This is a genomic window from Photobacterium sanctipauli (genome assembly GCF_003026495.1).
In the GTDB taxonomy this organism is placed as follows: domain Bacteria; phylum Pseudomonadota; class Gammaproteobacteria; order Enterobacterales; family Vibrionaceae; genus Photobacterium; species Photobacterium sanctipauli.
In genome coordinates this window covers 1-22,470 of record NZ_PYMA01000013.1, presented here as the reverse complement: position 1 = coordinate 22,470, position 22,470 = coordinate 1, and the positions used below count along the sequence as shown (strand labels likewise).

General features: G+C 46.7%; 19 protein-coding genes. 11 read left to right on the top strand and 8 right to left on the bottom strand.

Annotated elements, in window-relative coordinates; translation table 11 throughout:
• Nucleotides 1-34: 34 nt before the first annotated feature.
• Nucleotides 35-1,831, bottom strand: a complete 1,797-nt coding sequence (gene edd, locus C9I98_RS18085; protein WP_036819323.1) for a phosphogluconate dehydratase — start codon at nucleotides 1,829-1,831, stop codon at nucleotides 35-37.
• Complete coding sequence (locus C9I98_RS18080) at nucleotides 1,828-2,349, bottom strand: gluconokinase (protein WP_036819325.1); 522 nt, start codon at nucleotides 2,347-2,349, stop codon at nucleotides 1,828-1,830. The genes edd and C9I98_RS18080 overlap by 4 nt, the downstream gene beginning before the upstream one ends.
• Before the next feature lie 152 nt (nucleotides 2,350-2,501).
• Here C9I98_RS18080 and C9I98_RS18075 point away from each other — a divergent pair, with 152 nt between their 5' ends.
• A complete protein-coding gene (locus C9I98_RS18075; protein ID WP_036819327.1) occupies nucleotides 2,502-3,875 on the top strand; it encodes a GntP family permease in 1,374 nt (457 codons plus the stop codon).
• Nucleotides 3,876-3,884: 9 nt separating this feature from the next.
• Nucleotides 3,885-4,496 (top strand): bifunctional 4-hydroxy-2-oxoglutarate aldolase/2-dehydro-3-deoxy-phosphogluconate aldolase, encoded by a 612-nt coding sequence (locus C9I98_RS18070; RefSeq protein ID WP_036819329.1) that lies wholly within the window; start codon nucleotides 3,885-3,887, stop codon nucleotides 4,494-4,496.
• 93 nt (nucleotides 4,497-4,589) lie between these two features.
• Here C9I98_RS18070 and C9I98_RS18065 read toward each other — a convergent pair whose 3' ends face one another.
• The 3 genes from C9I98_RS18065 to C9I98_RS18055 form a co-directional block, all read right to left on the bottom strand.
• On the bottom strand, nucleotides 4,590-5,504 hold the full coding sequence (locus C9I98_RS18065) for a D-alanine--D-alanine ligase family protein (RefSeq protein ID WP_036819331.1): 915 nt from the start codon (nucleotides 5,502-5,504) through the stop codon (nucleotides 4,590-4,592).
• Between the two features lie 266 nt (nucleotides 5,505-5,770).
• Entirely contained in the window at nucleotides 5,771-6,754 is a 984-nt protein-coding gene (locus C9I98_RS18060) for an endonuclease/exonuclease/phosphatase family protein (RefSeq protein WP_081878837.1), read from the bottom strand.
• A 125-nt stretch (nucleotides 6,755-6,879) separates the two neighbouring features.
• Nucleotides 6,880-7,755, bottom strand: coding sequence for a LysR substrate-binding domain-containing protein (locus C9I98_RS18055; RefSeq protein WP_036817518.1), 876 nt, complete (start codon nucleotides 7,753-7,755; stop codon nucleotides 6,880-6,882).
• A gap of 103 nt (nucleotides 7,756-7,858) precedes the next feature.
• Between C9I98_RS18055 and C9I98_RS18050 the strand changes: the two genes are divergently transcribed.
• The gene (locus C9I98_RS18050; RefSeq protein WP_245907182.1) at nucleotides 7,859-8,185 is read left to right on the top strand and encodes a putative quinol monooxygenase; all 327 of its coding nucleotides are present in this window, start codon (nucleotides 7,859-7,861) and stop codon (nucleotides 8,183-8,185) included.
• Nucleotides 8,182-9,180 carry a Gfo/Idh/MocA family protein gene (locus tag C9I98_RS18045; protein WP_036817526.1) on the top strand — a complete coding sequence of 333 codons (999 nt, stop codon included), beginning with the start codon at nucleotides 8,182-8,184 and terminating at the stop codon, nucleotides 9,178-9,180. Before C9I98_RS18050 ends, C9I98_RS18045 begins: the two co-directional genes overlap by 4 nt.
• 60 nt (nucleotides 9,181-9,240) lie before the next feature.
• Here C9I98_RS18045 and C9I98_RS18040 read toward each other — a convergent pair whose 3' ends face one another.
• Nucleotides 9,241-9,825, bottom strand: a complete 585-nt coding sequence (locus tag C9I98_RS18040) for a Crp/Fnr family transcriptional regulator (protein WP_036817527.1) — start codon at nucleotides 9,823-9,825, stop codon at nucleotides 9,241-9,243.
• 11 nt (nucleotides 9,826-9,836) lie between these two features.
• On the bottom strand, nucleotides 9,837-11,033 hold the full coding sequence (locus tag C9I98_RS18035) for an anaerobic sulfatase maturase (RefSeq protein ID WP_036817528.1): 1,197 nt from the start codon (nucleotides 11,031-11,033) through the stop codon (nucleotides 9,837-9,839).
• A 439-nt stretch (nucleotides 11,034-11,472) separates the two neighbouring features.
• On the opposite strand from C9I98_RS18035, the gene C9I98_RS18030 reads away from it, so the two are divergent.
• The 5 genes from C9I98_RS18030 to C9I98_RS18010 all read left to right on the top strand — a co-directional run bounded on the left by C9I98_RS18030 (nucleotide 11,473) and on the right by C9I98_RS18010 (nucleotide 18,690).
• Complete coding sequence (locus tag C9I98_RS18030) at nucleotides 11,473-12,996, top strand: sulfatase-like hydrolase/transferase (RefSeq protein ID WP_036818020.1); 1,524 nt, start codon at nucleotides 11,473-11,475, stop codon at nucleotides 12,994-12,996.
• Between the two features lie 33 nt (nucleotides 12,997-13,029).
• Nucleotides 13,030-14,493 carry a Na+/H+ antiporter NhaC gene (gene nhaC, locus C9I98_RS18025; protein ID WP_036818018.1) on the top strand — a complete coding sequence of 488 codons (1,464 nt, stop codon included), beginning with the start codon at nucleotides 13,030-13,032 and terminating at the stop codon, nucleotides 14,491-14,493.
• 57 nt (nucleotides 14,494-14,550) lie between these two features.
• Complete coding sequence (locus C9I98_RS18020; RefSeq protein ID WP_107272304.1) at nucleotides 14,551-15,726, top strand: MalY/PatB family protein; 1,176 nt, start codon at nucleotides 14,551-14,553, stop codon at nucleotides 15,724-15,726.
• 385 nt (nucleotides 15,727-16,111) lie between these two features.
• Nucleotides 16,112-16,933 carry a sulfite exporter TauE/SafE family protein gene (locus C9I98_RS18015; RefSeq protein ID WP_107272303.1) on the top strand — a complete coding sequence of 274 codons (822 nt, stop codon included), beginning with the start codon at nucleotides 16,112-16,114 and terminating at the stop codon, nucleotides 16,931-16,933.
• A gap of 206 nt (nucleotides 16,934-17,139) precedes the next feature.
• Nucleotides 17,140-18,690, top strand: a complete 1,551-nt coding sequence (locus C9I98_RS18010; protein WP_036825267.1) for a M20/M25/M40 family metallo-hydrolase — start codon at nucleotides 17,140-17,142, stop codon at nucleotides 18,688-18,690.
• A 103-nt stretch (nucleotides 18,691-18,793) separates the two neighbouring features.
• Here the strand turns inward: C9I98_RS18010 and tatA are convergent, their stop codons facing one another.
• Nucleotides 18,794-18,982: a twin-arginine translocase TatA/TatE family subunit gene (gene tatA, locus C9I98_RS18005; protein ID WP_107272327.1), complete on the bottom strand. Its 189-nt coding sequence runs from the start codon at nucleotides 18,980-18,982 to the stop codon at nucleotides 18,794-18,796.
• A 389-nt stretch (nucleotides 18,983-19,371) separates the two neighbouring features.
• On the opposite strand from tatA, the gene nhaC (C9I98_RS18000) reads away from it, so the two are divergent.
• On the top strand, nucleotides 19,372-20,838 hold the full coding sequence (gene nhaC, locus C9I98_RS18000; RefSeq protein ID WP_107272302.1) for a Na+/H+ antiporter NhaC: 1,467 nt from the start codon (nucleotides 19,372-19,374) through the stop codon (nucleotides 20,836-20,838).
• A gap of 11 nt (nucleotides 20,839-20,849) precedes the next feature.
• Nucleotides 20,850-22,292 (top strand): sulfatase family protein, encoded by a 1,443-nt coding sequence (locus C9I98_RS17995; protein ID WP_036828810.1) that lies wholly within the window; start codon nucleotides 20,850-20,852, stop codon nucleotides 22,290-22,292.
• Nucleotides 22,293-22,470 lie beyond the last annotated feature (178 nt).

The window sequence follows — 22,470 nt, the reverse complement described above, 5'->3', positions numbered from 1 at the left end:
CAAAGGGTGGAGCCAGCTGGCTCCACTTTTTTTATTAGATGATAAAGCTTGCGCCTTGTTCCGCGCTGGTGACGTTTTGGCGGAACACTTTGAACAAGTCACGTCCCCAAGTTTGTTGGTTCGCTTCGGTGTCGAGTTCGGTATGGGTACGGCCTGAGGTGTCAGCCAAGTTGTCTAGCGTGCCGGTTTCGCAGTCCAAGCGAATGAGATCGCCATCGCGAACCAAGCCGATAGCCCCTCCACGGATGGCTTCCGGTGATAGGTGGATAGCCGATGGGATCTTGCCCGAGGCGCCCGATAAGCGACCGTCCGTCACCAGTGCCACTTTAAAGCCCGCTTTCTGGATGTTACCCAGAATTGGCATGAGCTTGTGCAGCTCAGGCATGCCGTTTGCGGCAGGGCCGTTATGGGTGACAACAACAATACAGTCTTTGTTGAGCTCGCCACGTTTGTATGCCGCTTCAACTTCATGCTGGCATGAGAAAACCACCGCCGGCGCTTCGATCAGGCGCTGATCTTCTTTTACCGCCGATACTTTGACGACCGATGAGCCGAGGTTGCCCTTAAGTACCCGGGTACCACCCGTGTTTTGGAAAACGCTTGCAGGTGCGGCGATCACCTCAGGATCTTGGCTTCCTTGGCATGAGTGCCAAACCAATTCGCCGTTTTCTAATGCCGGCAAGGTCATTTGATCGTCAAAAGTACCGAAGGTCGGCGTCACATCACGATGAAGTAGCTCCGACTCATTCAGGCGGTGCAGCAATGCAGGTACGCCACCGGCTTGTTGGAAGGCATTCATGTCTGCGGGACCGTTAGGGTAAACGCGTGCTAGCAGCGGTACTACTTCAGATAGATCGCTAATGTCTTGCCAAGTTAGGTTCAGGCCAGCGGCACGGGCAACAGCTAGCATGTGGATGGTATGGTTGGTACTCCCCCCCGATGCCAATAGGGCAATGATACCGTTGATCAGGCTCTTCTCGTTAACCACGTCAGAAAGCGGGCGGAAGTGGGTTGATCCTTCGGTCATTGCGGCAATTTTCACGGCGGCATGATCGGTTAGTGCATGGCGAAGTTCGGAATGCGGGTGGATAAATGCCGAACCTGGCAGCATTAGGCCCATGGCTTCAAATACCAGTTGGTTGGTATTTGCCGTACCGTAGAAGGTGCAGGTGCCAGCCGAGTGGTAGGCATTGCACTCCATTTCAAGCAGGGCATCTTTACCTACTTCACCTGCTGCAAATTTCTGGCGCACATTGACTTTTTCATCGTTGCTAATGCCAGTTGCCATCAAGCCGGCAGGGACGAAAGCCGTCGGCAGGTGGGCATAAGACAGTGCCCCCATCAACTGACCCGGTGCGATTTTGTCACAAATCCCCAGCAACAGTGTTGAGTCAAATACGTTATGGCTCAGTGACAAGGCCGTTGCCTGGGCAATCAGGTCGCGTGAGAATAGCGACATATCCATACCGGCCTGACCTTGGGTAACACCATCACACATGGCAGGTACGCTACCGGCAACTTGGGCGGTGTGACCATATTGAGCTAGCGCCTGCTTGATTTGCTCTGGGTAATCCTTGTATGGCTGGTGGGCGCTTAACATATCGTTATAAGCGCTGATCAAAGCCACATTGGATTGGGTAAAGTTCAGTAGTTGTTTCTTTTCGCTTGAACAAGAGGCGGCCACTGCGTGGGCTAGGTTACCGCATGATAGTCCCATGCGCCCTTTGCCTGCATCGGCTTGTTGTTGGGTACGCTGGAGAAATGCTGCACGGCGATCTTGGCTACGTTCAACTAAGCGCTCGGTAACGGCGAGTACGACTGGGTGGGTCATAGTACCGCCTCCTGCTTGGCGATGATTTTATTCGCAGCCTCTTCGACAACTTGCTCGATAGTGGCATCGATGCTGACGACAACAGTGCCGTCTTCGTCGTCCGGGCGCTCAAGTGCAGCAAACTGGCTTTCAACCATTTGCTCTTTCATGAAGTGGCCCTTGCGCATGCGCATACGCTCCATGATCAGTGCTTTGTCGCCATTCAAGAACAGGAAAGTCACGTTGTTGTTACCTTCGCGAATTTGGTCGCGGTATTTTTTCTTCAATGCCGAGCAAACAATGATGCCATGCTCGTTTTTGCTTTCGAGGCTATAAGAAGCATCACGGATACGTTCTAGCCATGGTTTACGATCTTCATCGTTAAGTGGTTGACCAGAAGACATTTTTTGAATGTTTGCGCGAGGGTGAAGGTCATCACCATCAATGAATTTTCGGCCTAGTTTTTGAGCCAGAAGTTCACCAATAGTGCTTTTACCACAAGCACATACGCCCATCACAATGACACTACTACCCGCCATAATCTTTCCTCGTACTAAAATTTGCGCGTGATCTCAATTTTTGAATTCACTTTAAAATATGGGTTTATCTTAGTTAGGTTATCGGTAACATGTTACCGGTAACTTCAATAAATGTGAACAACCACACAAAGTAAAATTTAATAGGTGAACTTATGGAGCAGCTTGCTCAAACCCCTGACCCAGCCTTTTTACTAACCATAGCAGCCCTCTCTATCGTTGCGCTGTTAGTCTTAATTATTAAGCTTAAAGTACATGCTTTTGCGGCATTGACGATTGTGAGTTTAGGTACCGCAATTGCGACGGGCGTTACCTCAGATCAGGTAGTACCGACAATGATGAACGGCTTTGGTGGCACACTTGCCTCGGTTGCTCTTCTGGTTGGTCTTGGCGCCATGATTGGTAAGATTCTTGAGGTCACCGGCGGTGCGAAAGTACTGGCGGATACCTTGATTGGCCGTTTCGGTAAAGAGCGGGCGCCGTTTGCTTTGGGTGTTGCCTCTTTGCTATTTGGCTTCCCAATCTTCTTTGATGCCGGCCTTGTGGTAATGATGCCGATCATCTTCAGTGTTGCTAAGCGCTTCGGCGGTTCGCCTATTAAGTACGCATTGCCATCAGCGGGTGCGTTTGCTGTGATGCACGGTTTTGTTCCTCCGCACCCAGGTCCGGTTGCTGCTGCTGAATTCCTTGGCGCGAACATTGGTCTATTGCTTGTGGTTGGTCTGCTGGTGGCTATTCCAACTTGGTACCTTGGCTCATACCTGTTTGCACTTTACGCGGGTAAGAAGTTCGATATCCCACTATCGAAAGCGTTCAGCAGCGATGCCATTGTTGATGAGTCTAAGCTACCGAAATTCAGCACGGTAATGACGCTATTGGTTATGCCAGTGATCCTAATCTGCTTGGATACGGGTCTGAACACGTTAGCTGTAGCGGGTGTTATCGACGGTAAAACGCCTGTGGTTGAGTTCCTACGCATGCTAGGTAAGACACCTGTTGCTCTATTAATTACTTTGATTGCGTGTCTAGCGGTGTTTGCCAAAGACTACGGTATGGCGAAACTGGAAAAACTATGTGGTGACTCACTAGCTCCGATTTGTGGTGTGATCCTTGTAACGGGTGCTGGCGGCATGTTCGGTGGCGTACTTCGTGCCAGCGGTATCGGTGATGCATTGGCAGGCGTACTAACAGACACAGGTATGCCAGTGATTGTTGCGGCATTCGTTATCTCAACTTGTCTACGTGTTGCCCAAGGTTCGGCTACAGTTGCACTTACCACAACGGCTGCGCTAATTGCGCCGGTAGTTGCTGCGTCAACCGGTCTGAGCGAGTTGGATCTATGTTTCATCGTTATTGCCATTGCCGGTGGTGCGACAGTACTTTCACACTTTAACGATTCTGGCTTCTGGCTGGTATCTCGTCTGCTGGAAATGGATGAGAAAACAACACTGAAAACATGGACTGTAATGGAAACATTGCTGGGTGGTATCGCATTTATCATCGTTGCAACCTTAAGCTTCATTCTATAGAGGTTATCTATGACGACCATTGAACAACGATTAAAAGAGATCAAAATCGTTCCTGTAATTGCCATCAACGATGTTGCACACGCCTTGCCTTTGGCTAAGGTACTGGTAGAGAACGGCCTACCTTGTGCGGAAGTGACTTTCCGTACTGAAGCGGCGGCAGAGTCAATCCGCCAAATGCGCCAAGCATACCCAGAGCTATTGATTGGCGCTGGTACGGTACTAACCACTGAGCAAGTTGATATTGCTATTGATGCGGGTGTGGACTTCATTGTAAGTCCTGGCTTCAACCCAACCACGGTGAAGTACTGTCAGCAGCGTAATGTACCGATTGTACCGGGGGTGAATAACCCAAGCTTGGTTGAGCAGGCGATGGAGATGGGCCTACGTACATTGAAGTTCTTCCCTGCCGAGCCATCAGGTGGCGTACCAATGCTGAAAGCACTGACTGCGGTTTACCCGGTGAACTTCATGCCAACAGGTGGTGTAAGTCCTTCAAATGTTGAAGATTACCTATCGATTAAGTCTGTTGTGGCTTGTGGTGGTACTTGGATGGTACCAACGAAGATGATGGACAATGGCGACTGGGAAGGTATTGCTGAGCTAGTGCGAGCGTTGAAATAGCGCTTACCATTAGTAGTTAGCGAAACGGTCTAATTTAAAGGGCTATCAACTGAGGTTGATAGCCCTTTTGCATTTGGGGTGACAAAAAATGACTTAATTCACTTCATCATAGCTAGCGGCATCAAGCAGTTTGGCGATGGTATCCTCAAAGCTCAACCCCACTTCCTTTGCTGCCATCGGGAAGACACTGCGGGTCGTCATGCCCGGCACGGTGTTCATCTCAATCAGGTGCACTTCGCCTTCGTCATCAAGGAAGGTATCGACGCGGCCCCAGCCTCGACAACCCAATACTTGATAGGCTTTCAAGGCGGCTTGTTGCATCTTTTCTTCCTGCTCGGCAGTGAGGTCGGAAGGGCAGTGGTAGGTCGCTGTTTGCTTGCCGAATTTGGCATCCCAATCGAAGAAGGTATCAGATTTGATTTGAACCGAAGGTAGCGGCTGGCCATCAAGGATGGCACAGGTGTACTCGCGACCTGTAATGAAGGTTTCTACGAGAATGTTATCGTCATACTCGAAGGCTTTGATGAGGGCATCAAAAAGCTGCTCTGGGTTATCTGCCTTGGTTATACCGATACTGCAACCTTGGTTGAGTGGCTTGACGACGACCGGGTAGGTGAGATCTGCTAAAGAGTTCTTGATGGATTCGGTGGGTGTGTGTTTGTTTACTTGGATCCAGTCAGCGGTTTTAAGGCCGTGGGATTTCCACACTTCCTTGGTTTTACTTTTGTTCAACGATGTCGCAGAAGCGAGCAGGCCGCTACCCGTGTATGGAATTTTGAGCAGGTCGAGCAGGGCTTGAATATGGCCACTTTCTCCCATGCCGCCATGCAGGGCGATAAAGACTTTATCAAGGTTGAAGAAACCTTGAAGCGTAATATCAATATGACGCGGGTCTATTTTGATTGCTTCGTGACCCAGTGACTCAATTGCGCTTGCAATGCAATTTCCTGACTTTAAAGAGACTTCTCGCTCGCTGGAGTCACCACCGAGTAATACACCAATTCTCATTTTTAGTACCAATTTGTTTACAGTTGGTTGCGCAAGGTTAAATATCTTGCGTAATGGTTGCGTAATTTGAGCGCTTTTTATAGAAAAGTTATATAAATTGGGCGCTATATATAATTCTAATTATATTAAACAGGGAGAGTATCACAGCTGGTGTGCAGGGTAATGTATGTATTGTTTATTAGGCATGTTGCAGTAGTGGTTTTATGAGTAGGATCATATTTTCTAGGCTGGACGTTCTACTGATTGCTTGAAATTAGGTTGCAGTTTCAAACTGGGTCGATATTTATCGTCATTTTGATTGGGCAATGATCTGAAAGCCGGTATTTCACTTGGTGACTTGAGTTGAAACGCTGTTGCTGGAACGAATGTGCGACGGCCATTTTTTGTGCTCGGGGGCCGATGACGAGATGATCGATAAAATGCCGGTTGCGGCGGGTGTACCACTGTTGACGTTGGCGGTTATAGGCCCTGACTTGGCACCGATTTATTTGTGCTTGGGTGCTTCTGTGAAGCTTCAAGCCAGCTGGCGAATGGTCATTGAGTCGATGCCATAGTTTATCTTCTGCTTGGTTGAGCCGACGGTTAAAGTCGCCCACAACCATAAAGGGTATGCCTTCCCGGTAGCGTTGCTTAACCCAGCGTGCCAGAACCTTGAATTGTTTCGCGAGTTGCTTGCAGGTTTTGCCTGATAGCCGCTCCGAGTAAGCGCAACCGCTTTTAAGGTGGATGGCCAGTATGCGCAGGCTTGGTCGCTGCTTGTTATCCAGTAAGGTGATATCAACGCCGTAGCGGAGGTAGTGGCGCTTGGTCACATCAAGCGCAACCAGATCGGGGCTGCGGACATAACGTACATGGGGCTTGATCGCGAAGCCGACATATTGCTGCCAGCGCAAGCTTCTCTTGCCAGCACGATTTGGCTGTGTCTTCTGGTGCCGGGCCCTGCTTGAAAGCTCGATACGGTATTGATGTGGGCGATCGACCTTGTTGAGCACTTCATTCAGTGAATCGATATCCGCGACTTCTTGAAAGGTAAGGATGTCGGCACCCAGTTGATCAATGACTTTTGCCATTGCCGAGTAGTCCTCGGTGGTACGAAGGGATTCAGGGCGTCTCGATTGGTTATCAAGCCACTGCATGTTCCAACTGGCAATGGTGACGCTTGTTGCTGAAACCGATGTTGATGGCAATGTTGCTGCTGCCGACGCTGATGCTGCCGCTAAGAACAACAAGGCGAGATGTAACCCCTTCATAGTAGGCCGCTCATGATTTCGTTGGGGCGGTCAGTATATTTGTTTTGGTGTTTGGCCTCTGTGGGGGCGAGGCATAACGGAATCCAGCTCGCTTTATGCCATCCGCTGCCACATTGTTTGCAAGCCTATTTCAACGACGACACCAAAAAATCGATAAAGGTGCGGGTTTTAAGCGGTTGCTGGCGCCCTTTGTAGAGTAGCTGCACCGGGCGAGGGGCAGGACGCTCGTGCTGAAGCACTTCCACCAGGGTACCCTCGTAGATAGCGGTTTTTACCAAAATAGCAGGTTGATAGATGATTCCGGCGCCCTGCATTGCTGCTTCTTTTAGCGCTTGCCCACTGTTCGAGCTCAGGCGAGAATGCTGTCGGCTGAATGCTGGCGTGTTGATCCCTAATGCTAAGCTTGGCTGGATATCCCCGTAACTAAAGCCAAGGCAGTCATGGTCAATGAGGCTATTGATAGATTGCGGTGTACCGTGGCGGGTCAGGTACTGCGGTGAAGCACAAAACAGCATTGGGTAGTGGTCAATGGGCTTGGCGATGAGGGTCGAATTTTCCAACTCGCCAATACGCACGATGAGATCCACATGCTCGTCTAGCGGGTCGATACGCTGGTTGTCTAGGGTCAGTTCGATGTTGATGTCTGGATACTGTTGGAGGAATTTAGCCACAATGGGCGCCAGCACCAAGTTGCCATAGGTGACGGGCGAGTTAATCCTAATCAGCCCACGGGGTGAGTTGGTAATTGCTTGCAGGCTGTTTTCTGCTTCGGAAATTTCAGCCAATATCCGTTGGCACTCCCGAAAATACACTTCTCCGGCCTCGGTGAGTGATTGCTTGCGGGTGGTGCGGTTGAGCAGTTTGATCCCCAGGTAAGATTCCAATGCCTTAATGTGTTTGCCGACCATGGTTGAGGTGATCGAGAAATGGGCGGCTGACTTGGCCAGGCTGCCACGTTGCACAACATCGGCAAACACCTGCATGCTTTTGAGTTTATCCATACTGCAAACTATAAGTTGATAAATAACCAATTGGATCGTTGTTTATCAAGCATGAATTGTCAATTACAGTGCGATAATTATCGATTACAGAGGCATTGGTACTATGTTTGAGCCAGAGGTAATGTTTGAGCCAGGGTTATTTATTACCGCAGAAATCAGGGTAAAGGCTGAGGTTGATTTGGGTGAGGCAAAACAAGCCATTGCTGCTTTTTGCCAAGGGATGAACAGCGAACCCGGTTGTTCAATGGCTGTTGCCCACCAAGATAACAGCGATCCACGCCGATTTATTTTGTGGGAGCGCTATGATGACGAAGCGGCGTTTCAGCAACATTTCAATGCTGCCCATACCCAGCATTTTATTCAATTAGGTATAACTGAGTTAGTTCAAGCTTTTGAAACCAATTTGATGAATCAAGGGGATACACAATGAGTCAGCCATTAAAGTGGGGCGTGCTAGGAACCAGCTTTATTTCCGGCGTGATGGCTGATGCCATCCAGCTAGAGGGTAACACCGAGCTTTATGCAGTGGCTGGACGCTCTGAAGCGCCGCGCACGGCAATGGCCGAGCAATACGGTATTCCGGTTGTCTACGATAGCTATGATGCGGTGATTGCCGATGAGCAAGTCGATATTGTCTATATCGCTTTACCTAATCACCTCCATCATGAGTATGTGGTTAAGGCTGCCGATGCCGGCAAGGCCATTTTGTGTGAAAAGTCCTTGTCGGTTGATATGGATAAAACCGATCAAGCGCTGGCTGCTGTTGAGCGCAACCAAGTCTTCTTTGCTGAAGGCCTGATGTACTTAAATCATCCTTTGGTGGCCGAGATATTAGATGTGATTAATAGCGGTGCCATTGGAGATGTTCGTACAATCAATGGCCAATACACGGCGGCCATTTCGCAATTTGTGAATCCTGATAGCAAAGGCGCGATATACAACCTAGGTTGCTACCCGGCGTCGCTAACGCATCTTATTATGCAGCAGTGTTGTGATGTAGCGGCAGTAAGCAGCTATGAACTATCAGCGATGGGGCGCAAAGGGGCAGACGGCAATGTCTGTGAGTCGACAGTGAACTTGCGCTTTGCCAATGGGGTCATGGCACAACTTCATACCGCTGAAGACTATGGTTTGCATGCTGAGTTTACGGTACTTGGCTCAAAAGGTAGCTTGCAATTGGCAACGAATCCCTGGTTGCCAGAACAAGAAAACCAACTGGTGATCACCGAGTATGAACAACCGTCCAAGGTGGTAACCGTCAATGCTGATGGCAATGGCTTCTTGTATCAGGTAAGGGCAATCAGGCATGCAGTAGAGCGGGGGAAGAAGGCATTGGCACGCCCTGCAGCAACGCCGGCAGACTCACGCCAGATCATGCAGCTGCTGACCGACTGGGAAGACGCTGCCAAGCAACATCTTGGCTAATTGGTGTCTTTCCAATATCAAAAAGCCATCGTCATGATGGCTTTTTGTCTGAATAGCCGTTTAGTGCCTTGGTGGCAGGGTGATTTTCCGGTTGGAAATATCAATATGCCCTTCGGATTTTAGCTGGCGGCATACTCGGATAATGGTTTCGGTTTCGCTTCCGCAGTATTCACCGATTTCACGGCGAGTCCATGGGTAGTCCGGGTAGTTATTGATCAGGTGGTAGATTGAATCCAGTACCCGATCCTTCACTTTGCTGGTGGCAATTTTTGCCATGCGCTGCTCGGCTTCACGTAACTCTTTCGCCAACTGTGCAAACAGTAGAGAGCTGGTTTCCGGCGATACCTGGTTCAGCAGCTCCAAGGTTGGAATACGGATAAATGTCACGTCGCAATCGATCAAAGCACGTGCTGATGCATAGTATTTCTCGTTCGAGATCATTGAGCGGAAACCGAAGAATTCACCTTCTTGGTAAAGGCGCAGAATACTGTCTTTGCCTGAGTCTGACACACATTTTAGTGTGACCAATCCAGAGTTAATGAAATAGAACCTTGAAGGCACCTCACCGTTGTCGTAGATAAATTCCGTTTTATCAAAGCATAGGTGTTTTGTGTATGTATCAAGGGATGATGGAAGCGTGTTCATAACATACCAACTTATTTGCTTTGAGCAGCGATAGCATCAGCGTAAGCCATGACATTGGCTGGTGAGCGGCGCTGGCGCAATTCGTTCACCATGGCAAGCATGTATGGCTTGGTTTGGCTGAAGAAGTGCTTATAGCCTTCGCATAAGTGGTTTTGTCGGTCGCCATTAGCCTGCAAGCTAATGCGATGCTTAGGACAGCCACCGTTACAGGCGAAGCGGAACTCACATTCAAGGCATTCTTTCGCTATTTTGCTTTTTTTCGCTTTACCGAACTTAACTTGCTGCTTTGACTGAGCAAGTTTTGACATGTTTTTATCCAGCACGTTGCCCAGCTTAAATTCTGGGTAAACGTAGTGATCACATGAATAGAGATCGCCGTTGCGTTCAATCACCATGGCGCTGCCGCACTCTTCTTGGAAGATGCACAATCCTGGCTGGTAGCCAGCCCAGCTGCCCAGCGTGGTGTCGAACAGTTGAATAAACACCTGACCTATGTCGTTGCGCACCCACTCGTCAAAGATTGTGGTCATGAACTTGCCGTAGCTGAGTCCGTCCACGCTCCAAGGCAGCAAGTGGTTGCCTTCCGGATCACAGGCGGTGATTAATGACGGATCGGAGAAAATGTTGTGCCGGGTTTCTACAATAGGAATATATTGCTGATATGCCGAACCAATTTCTTTCAAGAAACGGTATACCTCGAGCGGGTGCTCTTGGTTGACACTGTTTACTACGGTTAAGGTATTGTATTCAACCTTATTTTTCTGCAGTAATTCCAACGACTTAATGACTTTGTCAAAGGTGCCTTTACCGCTGTTGGTCACCCGGTATTTGTTGTGCAGCGCTTCTGGCCCATCAATAGATAGACCGACAAGGAATTGGTTTTCAGCTAGAAAGTCAGCCCACTTCTGGTTGAACAAAATACCGTTGGTCTGGATCGAATTACTGATATTTTTACCATTAGCAAACTGCTTTTGGTATTTAATTGCTTTTTCATAAAACGCAAGGCCGGCCATTGTTGGCTCGCCACCTTGCCATGCAAAATTAATACTATCAGTATCTTGTGACTGAATATATTGCTTAATATATTGGCGAAGCACTTCGTCATTCATGGCTACGGCTTGCTTTTTTTTGTTGTAATATTTTTCTTTTTCAAGATAAAAACAATAATCACAAGATAAATTACATTCAAAGCTGGTTGGCTTTGCCATGATATGAAAAGGTGTTCTAACAAATTTAGTCATATAATTTCTTGAACTATGCTCTGCACTTCGACATATAAATATTATCAATAAGATTCGGTGTTACCTACCACCCTACCTCACGTTAAATGTAACAAAATATTTCATAAAAAATCAACCAGCCCAAACCATAAGTATTTCTAATGTTAGTGATTTTTAAATATCTTTTTTATGAATGTTTTTATTGTTGTTATTTTCATTTATTTCAATGGCTTATCTTTTTGTGGGTAAGAGGTGGTGTTAACGTTTCCACTTGTTAATTTAGCTTGTGCTAATTGATGGATTTTTCTTGCTTTGTGTGTGCGATCACAATATTAAATCGGCAATTTTCAAATATGACTAAAATCATAATTTTCAGAGGTTGCTTTCGTTAAAGTAGCCGCAAAGTAAAGAACGGTTGATAAGTGCTATGACTAAACCAAATTTCATCTTCATCATGACAGATACTCAGGCAACTAATATGGTTGGTTGCTACACGGGTAATAAAGAACTCAATACTAATAACATTGATGCATTAGCAGAAAAAGGTATTAAATTTAATTCAGGTTATACAACTGCGCCCGTATGTACCCCTGCCCGAGCTGGTTTATTTACAGGTATTTATTCAAACACTTCAGGCCCTTGGACTAATAACGTTGCTCCTGGTTCAAATATTAATACCATGGGTCGACTATTCAAAGACGGTGGCTACCATACCACTTACGTTGGTAAGTGGCACTTAGATGGTCATGACTACTTCGGCACGGGTGAGTGTCCTGAAGAGTGGGATGGTAAATACTGGTACGATGGTGCTAACTACCTAGCAGAATTGACTGATCATGAAATTGAATTGTGGCGTAATAGTCTAAACACAGCAGAAGACCTGCGCAAGCACAACATCGGCAAGGAATTCATTTGGGGTCACCGTATTTCCAACCGTGGTCTGCAATTCCTAGAAGAGCGTGATGCTGATAAGCCGTTCTTGTTGGTTCTATCTTACGATGAGCCGCACCACCCGTTTACCTGCCCGCCAGAGTATGTTGATAAGTACGAAGACTTTGCTTACGACCTAGGCGAGAAGGCGACCGACACGCTTGAGAACAAGCCACGCCACCATAAGTTCTGGTCTAAGGCAATGCCATCACCAGTGGGCGAAGATGGTAAATACCGCCATCCAATGTACTTTGCGTGTAACGACTTCGTTGATGACGAAATCGGCCGTATTGTTGATGCGCTTGACGAAAAGCAAATCGAGAACACTTGGGTTATCTATACCTCTGACCACGGTGAAATGATGGGTGCACACCGCCTGATCAGCAAAGGCGCGGCGATGTACGACGACATCACCCGTGTTCCTTTTATTATCCGCCCCCCAATGGAGCAGGCAGAGCAAGATCGCGGTGAAGTTAACACACCAGTAAGCCACATCGACCTAATGCCGACCATGCTGTCAATGGCTGGTCTATCTGTGCCTGAAATTCTTCACGGTGATGATATTTCTCCGCTATTCAAGCCAGAAAACGCAGAGAACAAGCGCGGCATCATGGTTGAGTTCAACCGTTACGAGATCGAACATGACTCGTTCGGTGGCTTTATCCCTGTTCGCTGCCTAGTGACCAACGAATACAAGATGGTACTGAACCTGTTTGTTACTGATGAGCTATATGACCGCATCAATGATCCTGACGAGCTAAACAACCTGATCAATGAAGCGTCTTTCGCCACTATCCGTAACGAGCTGCATGACCAGTTGCTTGAGAAGATTTTCGATAGCCGCGACCCGTTCCGTACTTACGAGTGGGCAATGCGTGAATGGCGTGACGATAAAGAAGCAGAGTGGATGGGTGCGTTCCGTCCTCGTCCGAAAGATGGCTATGCGCCCGTTGTACGTGATTACGACACAGGAATGCCAACAAAAGGCGTTCACGTAGAAGACAAAAAGCAAAAGTTCTAAATATTATTTCTGTACCCTACTGGTTATAAAACGATGACAATTAAAAAAGACAACATTGACAAAAGACTTGGGTTAATTCCAATCGTATGGATGGTATTCATGCTTTCTGTGGGCTACGGTTACCTGAAGCTGCCTGTTGAATTCATCATGCTTTCATCTGCAACGGTTGCGGGTTTGGTGGCTTGCTACCAGGGTTATTCGTGGAAAAATATCATCGATACTATCGTTGGTAAGCTATCTACGATTTTGCCAGCAAACTTCATCCTTATCCTTGTCGGTGCGATGATTGGTAGCTGGATGGCCGGTGGTACTATCCCAGCGCTGGTATACTACGGCCTTCAGCTAATCAGCCCTGATTTCATTCTTGTTACTGCATTCCTTGTAACAGCGGCTGTATCACTATGTACGGGTACATCTTGGGGTTCTGCAAGTACTATCGGTGTGGCACTGATGGGTATTGCAGGCGTGATGGGTGCGCCATTGCCAGCGGTTGCCGGTGCGGTCGTATCTGGTGCGTACTTCGGTGATAAACTATCGCCGCTTTCAGATAGTACGAACATGGCTGCAATCGTAACGGAAACCCCGCTATACGAGCACGTTCGTCACATGCTATGGACAACAATCCCAAGTGCAATCGTAGCTTGTGTGGTTTTCCTATTCATCGGTTTCCAGCTTGATGCCGTTGAAGCAACATCTGATAAAGTAACAGACATGCTTCTAACGCTTGATAGCCTATACAGCCTGAACGTACTTGTGTTCCTTCCGCCAATCCTTGTACTGTTTGGTGCTCTTAAGAAGTGGCCTACCGTTCCAGTGATGCTATTTGCTTCTCTACTAGGTGTGTTCAACGCCATTGCTTTCCAGGGCTTTGACATCAAGAGTGCAGTAGATGCAATGATGACTGGCTTCAAGGTGGCAATGTTTGGCCTTGAAACTGAGCTTAACGCTGACGTTGTTAAACTGGTACAGCGTGGCGGTATGGCTGGCATGATGAAGATCACCCTGTTTGCTTTCTGTGCATTTGCATTCGCAAGTGTGACATCGCTAAGCGGCGGTCTTGACCTAATCATGGAAAAACTAGCGAAGCGTATTCAGTCTGTAGGCGCGCTAATTTGTTCAACAATGGCAACGACGCTAACGGTTCAGACCATTACTTCTGAAGCAAAACTACCGCTTCTAGTGACTTCTGAGCTACTAGGTGGCGTGTACAAGAAGTTTGGCCTGTCTCGTAAGAACCTTTCTCGTACCATCGAGGATGCGGGTACGGTTACTGAGCCGCTAATGCCTTGGACACTGGCTGGTCTATTCATGGCGAGTACGCTAGGTGTTGCAACGCTAGATTACCTACCATGGGCAATTGTTAACTACGTAGCGATGATCTTCGCTGCAATCTGGGGCTTCACTGGCATTGGTATCGCACCAATCTCAGATGACGAACCAACCGAAAAAAAGCCTGAACAGGCTGCTGAAGTCGCCGACGCTGCAGCAGCTAAGTAAGCACAAAAACGATATATAAGGTGGCTGCAAAGCCACCTTTTTTAGTAGGAAAACATTATGTGTGATTTTGATACTGTTATTAACCGCCGCGACACCAGCTGCCTGAAGTGGGACTTCCGTTTTAGGCATACTGATAATGTCAGCGGCACGATTCCAAGTGGCCTGGCAGACTATGACTTCCAAGTGCCTGCGGCAGTTCAGAAGGCACTGCACGAACGTATTGACCATGGTGTGATGGGCTATACCGGTGTAAGCGAAGATTACTTCACGGCAGTAACTGATTGGTATCAGAAGCACCACAACACCACGGTTGAGCGTGAATGGTTCCACACTATTCCCGGTGTGATCCCTGCGATTGTGTTGATGATGCAAACCATGACCAAGCCTGGCGACAAGGTACTTATCCAGAACCCGGTTTACCATGCCTTTGAACGTGCGATTACTGGTATTGGTCGTGAAGCCATTGATAGCCCACTGGTGAAAACCGAAGACGGTGCTTACGCAATGGACTTTGATGCGCTGGATAAGGCGTTGGCTGGTGACTTAAAAGCCATGATCCTGTGCAACCCTCACAACCCAATTGGCCGTGTGTGGCAAGAAGCGGAGCTGCTTAAGGTGGCTGAGCTATGCCAAAAGCACAATGTTTTCCTAATCGTTGATGAAATTTGGGCCGATCTGACCTTCTTTGGCCACAAGTATCACAGTGCCTTGCGCCTGCCTAAGCAATACCATGACAACATGGCAGTATGCTTAGCACCAACCAAAACCTTTGGCTTTGCTTCTATGCGTATTGCCAACATGATGGTGCCAAACCTTGAGCTTGGCGAAAAGCTGGAAGCCCGCATGCTGGCATTCGGGTTTGATGTTTATGATGCATTGAGCATTACTGCGATCATGGCTGCATATAAAGACGGTGAGCAGTGGCTAAACGAGCTACGTAGCTACATCGAAGGTAATATGCTGTTAGCACAACAGATGTTGGCAGAGCAGCTGCCTCAGGTACGTTTTAAACTGCCTGAGTCGAGCTACTTGGCATGGCTAGATTTCAGTGCCTTTGGTATCGATGATGATGCCCTTAAGCATAAAATCATCGAAGAAGCGAAAGTGATCCCTTCAATGGGGGCCAGCTTTGGTGAAATGGGTAAAGGCTTCGTGCGTTTGAACCTAGGTTGCCCGCGTAGCCAAGTGGAAGAGCAGATAGAGCGAATCATTGCGGTATTTAATAAACTATAAATGATTTATTAATTTACTTAATAAAGCCTCGTTAGAAATAGCGAGGCTTTATTTTTATTAAGGCTTTTTTCATTGTTTCCTTTCTCGTTATGATCCCTGTCATAAGTAAAACAGTCAATTTGATATTTAATACTGACCAAGATGTGAGTAAATACTGTGCTAAGTGTCTCCGTCTTTTTCATGTAATTTGATGCAATCTATTTTTTATTCCTTTTGTTTTAGCCTTAACCGCTTGGTTAAGGTTTTTTTTTACCAGTATAAACAACTCGGACTTATGGTTCGTGGCCATAGTTATAAATTTATTTATGTTTATGCTTTTTATCATAAGTCAGTAGAAGAAGTTGTATTACATTAAACTCATACAGCAATACGTACAGCAGGCTCTATGGAAACGTTATATCAAGATTTATTTATAACATTAACTTTGAATGAACTATTTATTCGGTTGATGTTTGGCGCGGTCATTGGATTTTGCCTTGGTTTAACCGGTGTGGGTGGCGGAGTACTTATTATCCCTATTCTACAACTTGCATTTGGTATGAACCCAGTATTAGCCGTGGGTACAGCAAGTGTTATTTCGTCACTGGTAAAAGTGAATGCGGCTATCTCACACGTTGTGGCTAAAAATGTTTCTTGGAAAGAAGTATCTTACGTATTAATGGGCGCCGTACCCGTTACCTTCGCTATCACGGAAGTGATTGTAAGGCTGACGGCAAACCCGAAATACAACAGTATGATCAACAGCGTCGTTGAAGTGCTGATTATCTCTATCATGTCTTTCGCTTTGGCAAGTATGATTATCAAACTGAGGAAGTCTAAATCAGGTGTAGAGGCGACTGAAGTTAAGGGCGACAATAAAGTGAAAGGTATTAGCTCTGGTGCAGCTTGTGGGGCGATCATCGGCTCAACCGGAGTCGGTGGTGGAGTCTTAATTTTGCCAACCTTAAACTCGATTCTTGGCGTTGATATTAAACGCTCAGTCGGTTCTTCGATTGTTATTGCCTTGGTGCTATCAGGTATTTCAGCCATCAAATACAGCAGCGGCGGTCAGAGCGATATCGCGACAGCCTTGGTACTTGTTGCTGGTTCATTTATTGGTGTGCCGCTGGCAGTTAGGGTGGTTAAAAATATTACTGATAGCGGTATGTATATGGTTTCAATCGCAATCATAAGTATTAGTTTATTCATGACATTAATTGGCATGTGATAATATATAATTAGTTTAAAAATTAATTATTAAAAGGGTGATGGAGATAACCATTACCCTTTTTTTATTTTCAGAATTTGTGATTTTCTTCGTGGTTCTAATTTATAGAATGGTTGATATGATATTTGTCATAATAAAAACCAGTCAATATCCCTTCTAATAACGTGGTTTAAAACAATAAGATATATCCAATAACGGAGTGACAAATGGACCACAATCGACGTAGTTTTTTGAAGAAAATGGGTTACGGTGCAGGCGCTGTTGCAATGGCTCCAGCTTTATCAGGCTGTAATTTTTTCGACACGCTTTCAAAGTCTGATGTCCCGACTGATGCAATTCCAAAGATGGTAGAACTTTGGGAGCATATATCGAGTAGTTCCATTGGCCATGAAAAACTAGGAGAGTTTATAGATACTTTTGGAACTCGTATGGTTGGTACACAGCCACTACGTGATTCTGAAGAATACTGTATTAATCTTTTCGGCGAAATTGGTATTTCACCGGTGGAACCGTGGCAATTTAAAGCGCAGGTTTGGAATCGAAATACTTGTACTGTTGAAATTGAGCGTAAAGAGTCTGGTGTATGGGAACCATTGGATGTTATCTGTTTTGCCCGTTCTCCTGATGAAACATTGATTAGCGAGGATAGTGAAGCAGAGTTAGTATATGTCGGTGACTTTGTACCTGATAACTCTATATCAACTACTTATGCCAATAAGGTTATTCTTGCTACTGGTGCTGGTGGTGACGAAAAACTAGGCCGCGGTGAGAAAGCTGAACGCTTTGCTCAACACGGTGCGCTTGCTCTGATAATTATTAATAAACGAGATGTGTTAAATGCTGCTGGGGCTGGTATACCTGATAGTAAAAGGGCTATTGCTATCCCTGCATTAAATATTAAAAAAACTGATGGCGAAGAGCTAAGAGATTATTTATTAGAGCGTGGTTCATCACCAATTAAAATTAAAGCATCTATCACAAATAAAAACTGGGAAAGTAAAGAAGAAATTAATATCGTAGCCGAACTTCAAGGTAGCGAGAAGCCAGATGAAATCATTGTTGTTGGTGGCCACATTGACAGTTGGGATTTGGGGCCGGGGGCGGTTGATAACGGCTCAGGCTGTTTTACAATTATTGATATTGCCAATGCTTTTATGCAAATTGGCTATCAACCAAAACGTACCATCCACTTCGTACTATTCGGTGCTGAAGAACAGGGTATGATGGGCTCAGAAGCCTATATTGCTGAAATGACTAGTCGTGGTTTACGTGAAAACCTTAAGTACTACGTGAATATCGACATGTCAGGTAATGCGAAAGGCTTTAACACCTTTGGAGTACCGGAAGCCAAGCAGATGCTGGATAACTTAGGTGAAGTGATACGAGAGATTTACCCTGAGTACATTAACGAAAACCGTGACCATATGGTTGGCTTTGGTAGTGACCAGCGTAGTTTCTTGGTGGATGGTGTGCCATCACTTAACCCATATCATGATATGGAAATTGGTGAAGAGCGTTTGCAAGAAATTTATCATACACACATGGATACCATGGATAAAATCTCTGTTGATGACGTTAAGCGTCATAGCCAGATCATCGGTACGGTGATTATGCGCCTGTGTGATGAGCCATTACCACGTGCACGCTTTAGTGATGCTGAGCTACCGTTCTATTTCCGTAAGTTTGGTAAAGAAGCTGAATTGCGTAAGAAAGGTTTGTGGAAAGATGAGTGGGATCACGGACCAGCTTTCAAGTAACTAAAAAGAATCAAAAGAGAGTGAAAGCTCTCTTTTGTACTTATGATACTAATATTGAATTTTAAAGGCACGATGCACTAATTTTGTATCGTGCTTTTTTTGTTTAAATTGAAGAGTCAGTATAGTTATTTTTCTCATCTGGCTTGTTAGCTTGAGGTTCATCCACTGCTTTCTTAAATGCGTTTAGCCCTTCTCCTAAATCGGTTCCCAGTGTACGCAACTTCTTTGTTCCAAATAACAGTACGACAATTAGAGCAACAATAGCCAGTTGCCAAGGGCTTATTCCGCCAATCATAGTGGTATCCTAATTTTATTTTCAGATTACTATTAAACTATCATTACTTATTAATGGATTTATATGATATGTATCATAGCAAAGTTAGCCATGTTTTCCTCATGTGATCGTACGCACCTTTAAAATGTTTATTTTAATAATTTATGTGACATGAATGCGTGGGTTAATAAGTTTTATAGATAAAGCTGTGTTGAAGTTCTCAACTATTGTAGTGACAAAATATCACTATGATTTTTATCATAAATCTAATAACGCCCTCTTATTATGATGTTCCCTATTAAATAAATAGTTATTTATAGATGACATATAAATAGCTTCAATAAATAACTCTTTCTTTATATTTCCAATAACTAGTTTTATTCAGCATGAGAAACAGGGGGTTTCTGATGGTAGAAAAGAAAAATAACATCAACCGTAGCCTTGGATTAATTCCTATTTTGGCTATGGTTTTTCTATTGGTAGTGGGCTATGGCCAATTAAAGCTACCGGTTGAATTTATTATGATGGCCTCGGCTGCGGTTGCGTGTACCGTTGCATGGTTCCAAGGTTACAAATGGAAAGAAATCATGGGGGCAATCACTAAAAAGATTGCTGAAACCCTGCCAGCTAACTTCATCCTGATCTTGGTGGGTGCCATGATCGGTGCGTGGATGGCCGGTGGTACCATCCCGATGATCGTGTACTACGGCCTGAAAATTATCAGTCCTGATTACTTGCTTGTCACCGCGTTTGTGGTGACCTCATTGGTTTCAATCTGTACCGGTACTTCATGGGGCTCGGTAGGTACTATCGGTGTGGCATTGATGGGTATCGCAGCCGGTATGGGCGCGCCATTGCCGGCGGTTGCCGGTGCGGTGATCTCTGGTGCTTACTTTGGTGACAAGATGTCGCCGCTGTCAGACAGTACCAACATGGCTTCAATCGTAACGGGTACAGATATTTATGACCACATTCGCCATATGCTTTGGACCACAATTCCAAGTGCATTGCTGGCATTGGTGGTGTTCCTGTTCGCTGGTTTTCAGCTTGATATCGCTTCGTCTGGCTCTGAAAAAGTCGATGCCATGCTGGCGTCAATCGAGCAACTGTTCAATATGAACCTGTTCCTGCTGATCCCGCCGCTGCTTGTTCTTGGTGGCGCGATCAAGAAGTTCCCACCAATCCCTTGTATGGCGATTGCAGCGTTCCTCGGTATCTTCAACGCAATTGTCTTCCAGGGCTTTGATATCAAGACCTCTGTTGACGCAATGATGACCGGTTTCAACACGGCGATGTTCGGTCTAACTGAAGCGGTGAACGCGGATGTGGCTAAGCTGGTTAACCGTGGTGGTATGGTGAAGATGATGCGCCTGACGCTATTCGCCTTCTGTGCCTTCTCGTTCGCGAGTGTGACTGGGCTATGTGGCGGTATGGATCTGATGATGGAGAAAATGGCCAAGCGCATTAAGTCTGTAGGCGGTCTGATTTGTTCAACCATGGCAACAGCAATCTCTGTCCAGCTGGTAACTGCGGAAGGTAAGCTGCCTCTTATCGTAACGGCTGAGTTGATGGGTGGCATGTACAAGAAGTTCGACCTTTGCTCTAAGAACTTGTCACGAACGCTTGAAGATGCCGGTACCGTTATTGGCCCGCTGATTCCATGGTCTCAGGGCGCAATCTTTATGTCGGGCACACTGGGTGTGGCGGTACTTGATTACCTACCTTGGGCTATCCAAAACTACGCGGCACTGTTCTTCGCAGCACTATGGGGCTTCACAGGCATTGGTATTGCCTACATCTCGAAAGAAGCGAAGAAAAACCAAGCAGCGGGTAAAGACGCTGGTGTTGATGCAGAAGTAGCGGAAGCGAAATAGGAATAAGAACGATGAACAAGCCTAACGTATTAATTTTTATGACCGATCAGCAGCGTGCTGATTCTATTTTCCCATTCAACAAGGCGAAGATGCCGGTCATGGATGAGTTCTGCCAAGAGTCGATGACCTTTGCTGATGCTAATACCATTGCTCCGCACTGTTGCCCGTCTCGCGCGACGTTCTTTACGGGCTTATACCCTACAGAGCACGGGGTATGGAACAACGTAGAAGTGGCTAGCGCCTTGTCGCGTGGTTTCTATGAAGGGGTGAGAACCTGGACCGAAGATCTGAACGAAGCGGGCTACCGCATGCTTTACTCAGGTAAGTGGCACGTATCAAATATTGAGAACCCATCCGATCGCGGTTTCCACGAGGAGTTCCTGTTTGGCGAAACACTGAATGGTCGTGATTGCCACTACCGCCCAGAAGCAGAAATGTGGGAGAAGTACAAAGATCTCGAACTGGACAAAGAGCGTGAGCACAGCTACCTGCTGCGCAACGGCTACCCGCACTTCAAATGGTATGGCCAAAATGATGACCCGTTCAAAGACGGCACCATTGTTGACGATGCGCTAGAGAAGATGGACCGCCATGCCGATAGCGACCAGCCGTGGTGTATGTATGTCGGTACCCGTGGCCCGCATGATCCTTACACGGCACCGCAGGAGTTCCTGGATCTGTACGACATCAATGATATCGAATTACCTGAGACGTTTAACGATGTGATGGCAGATAAGCCGGGGCTATACCGTAAGACTCGTGCCCGCTTCGATGTGCTGACAGAGCAAGAGCAAAAAGAGACGATTCACCACTACTTGGCGCTATGTAGCTACGAAGATTACCTGTTCGGCAAGTTGCTGGCGAAACTGAAAGAGACTGGCCAGGAAGATAACACCATTGTGATTTTCCTCTCTGATCACGGTGACTACATGGCAAGCCACGGCCTATGGACTAAGGGGCTACCTTGCTTCAAGGAAGCCTACCATGTACCGGCCGTCGTGAAGGTGCCGGGTGTGACCAAGGGGCAGGTCTGCCACGAAATGGTCAGCCTGGTTGACTTCGCATCGACCATTCTTGAGCTGACTGGCGTTGAATCTGAGGTTGAAAACTCAGGCCAGAGCTTGGTGCCGCTTCTGCGCGAAGAGCAAGAAGGCCCGTTCCGTGAGGCGCTATACACGCAAACCAATGGTAACGAGATCTACGGCATCCAGCGTTCGATCACAACCAGCAAGTGGAAACTGGTTTATAACAGCTTTGATATTGATGAACTTTACGATCTAGAAAATGATCCGAAAGAGACCAAAAACCTTGCCGAGAAGCCTCAGTTTGCGGCAATTCGCAAAGCGTTGTACATCAAGTTATGGCAGTTCGCAGCAGAGAAGCGCGACCCGTGTATCAACCCATACCCGCCGGTAGCGCTGGCTGAGCATGGCCCAGGTGTTGCTTTCTTATAAGCCAACGCTGACTAGCTAAAAAACGAAAGAAGCAGTGCGTTTTTCCGCGCTGCTTTTTTGTTTGCCCAGCAAAGCTGGCAAACCCGTCAGGTTGAAAGAAACCTGAATCGCCCCGACTAAGGGGAAGATAATCCGAATGGCAAGGGCGTTATTGGCCAACGGTAGGGTCTGAAGGAAG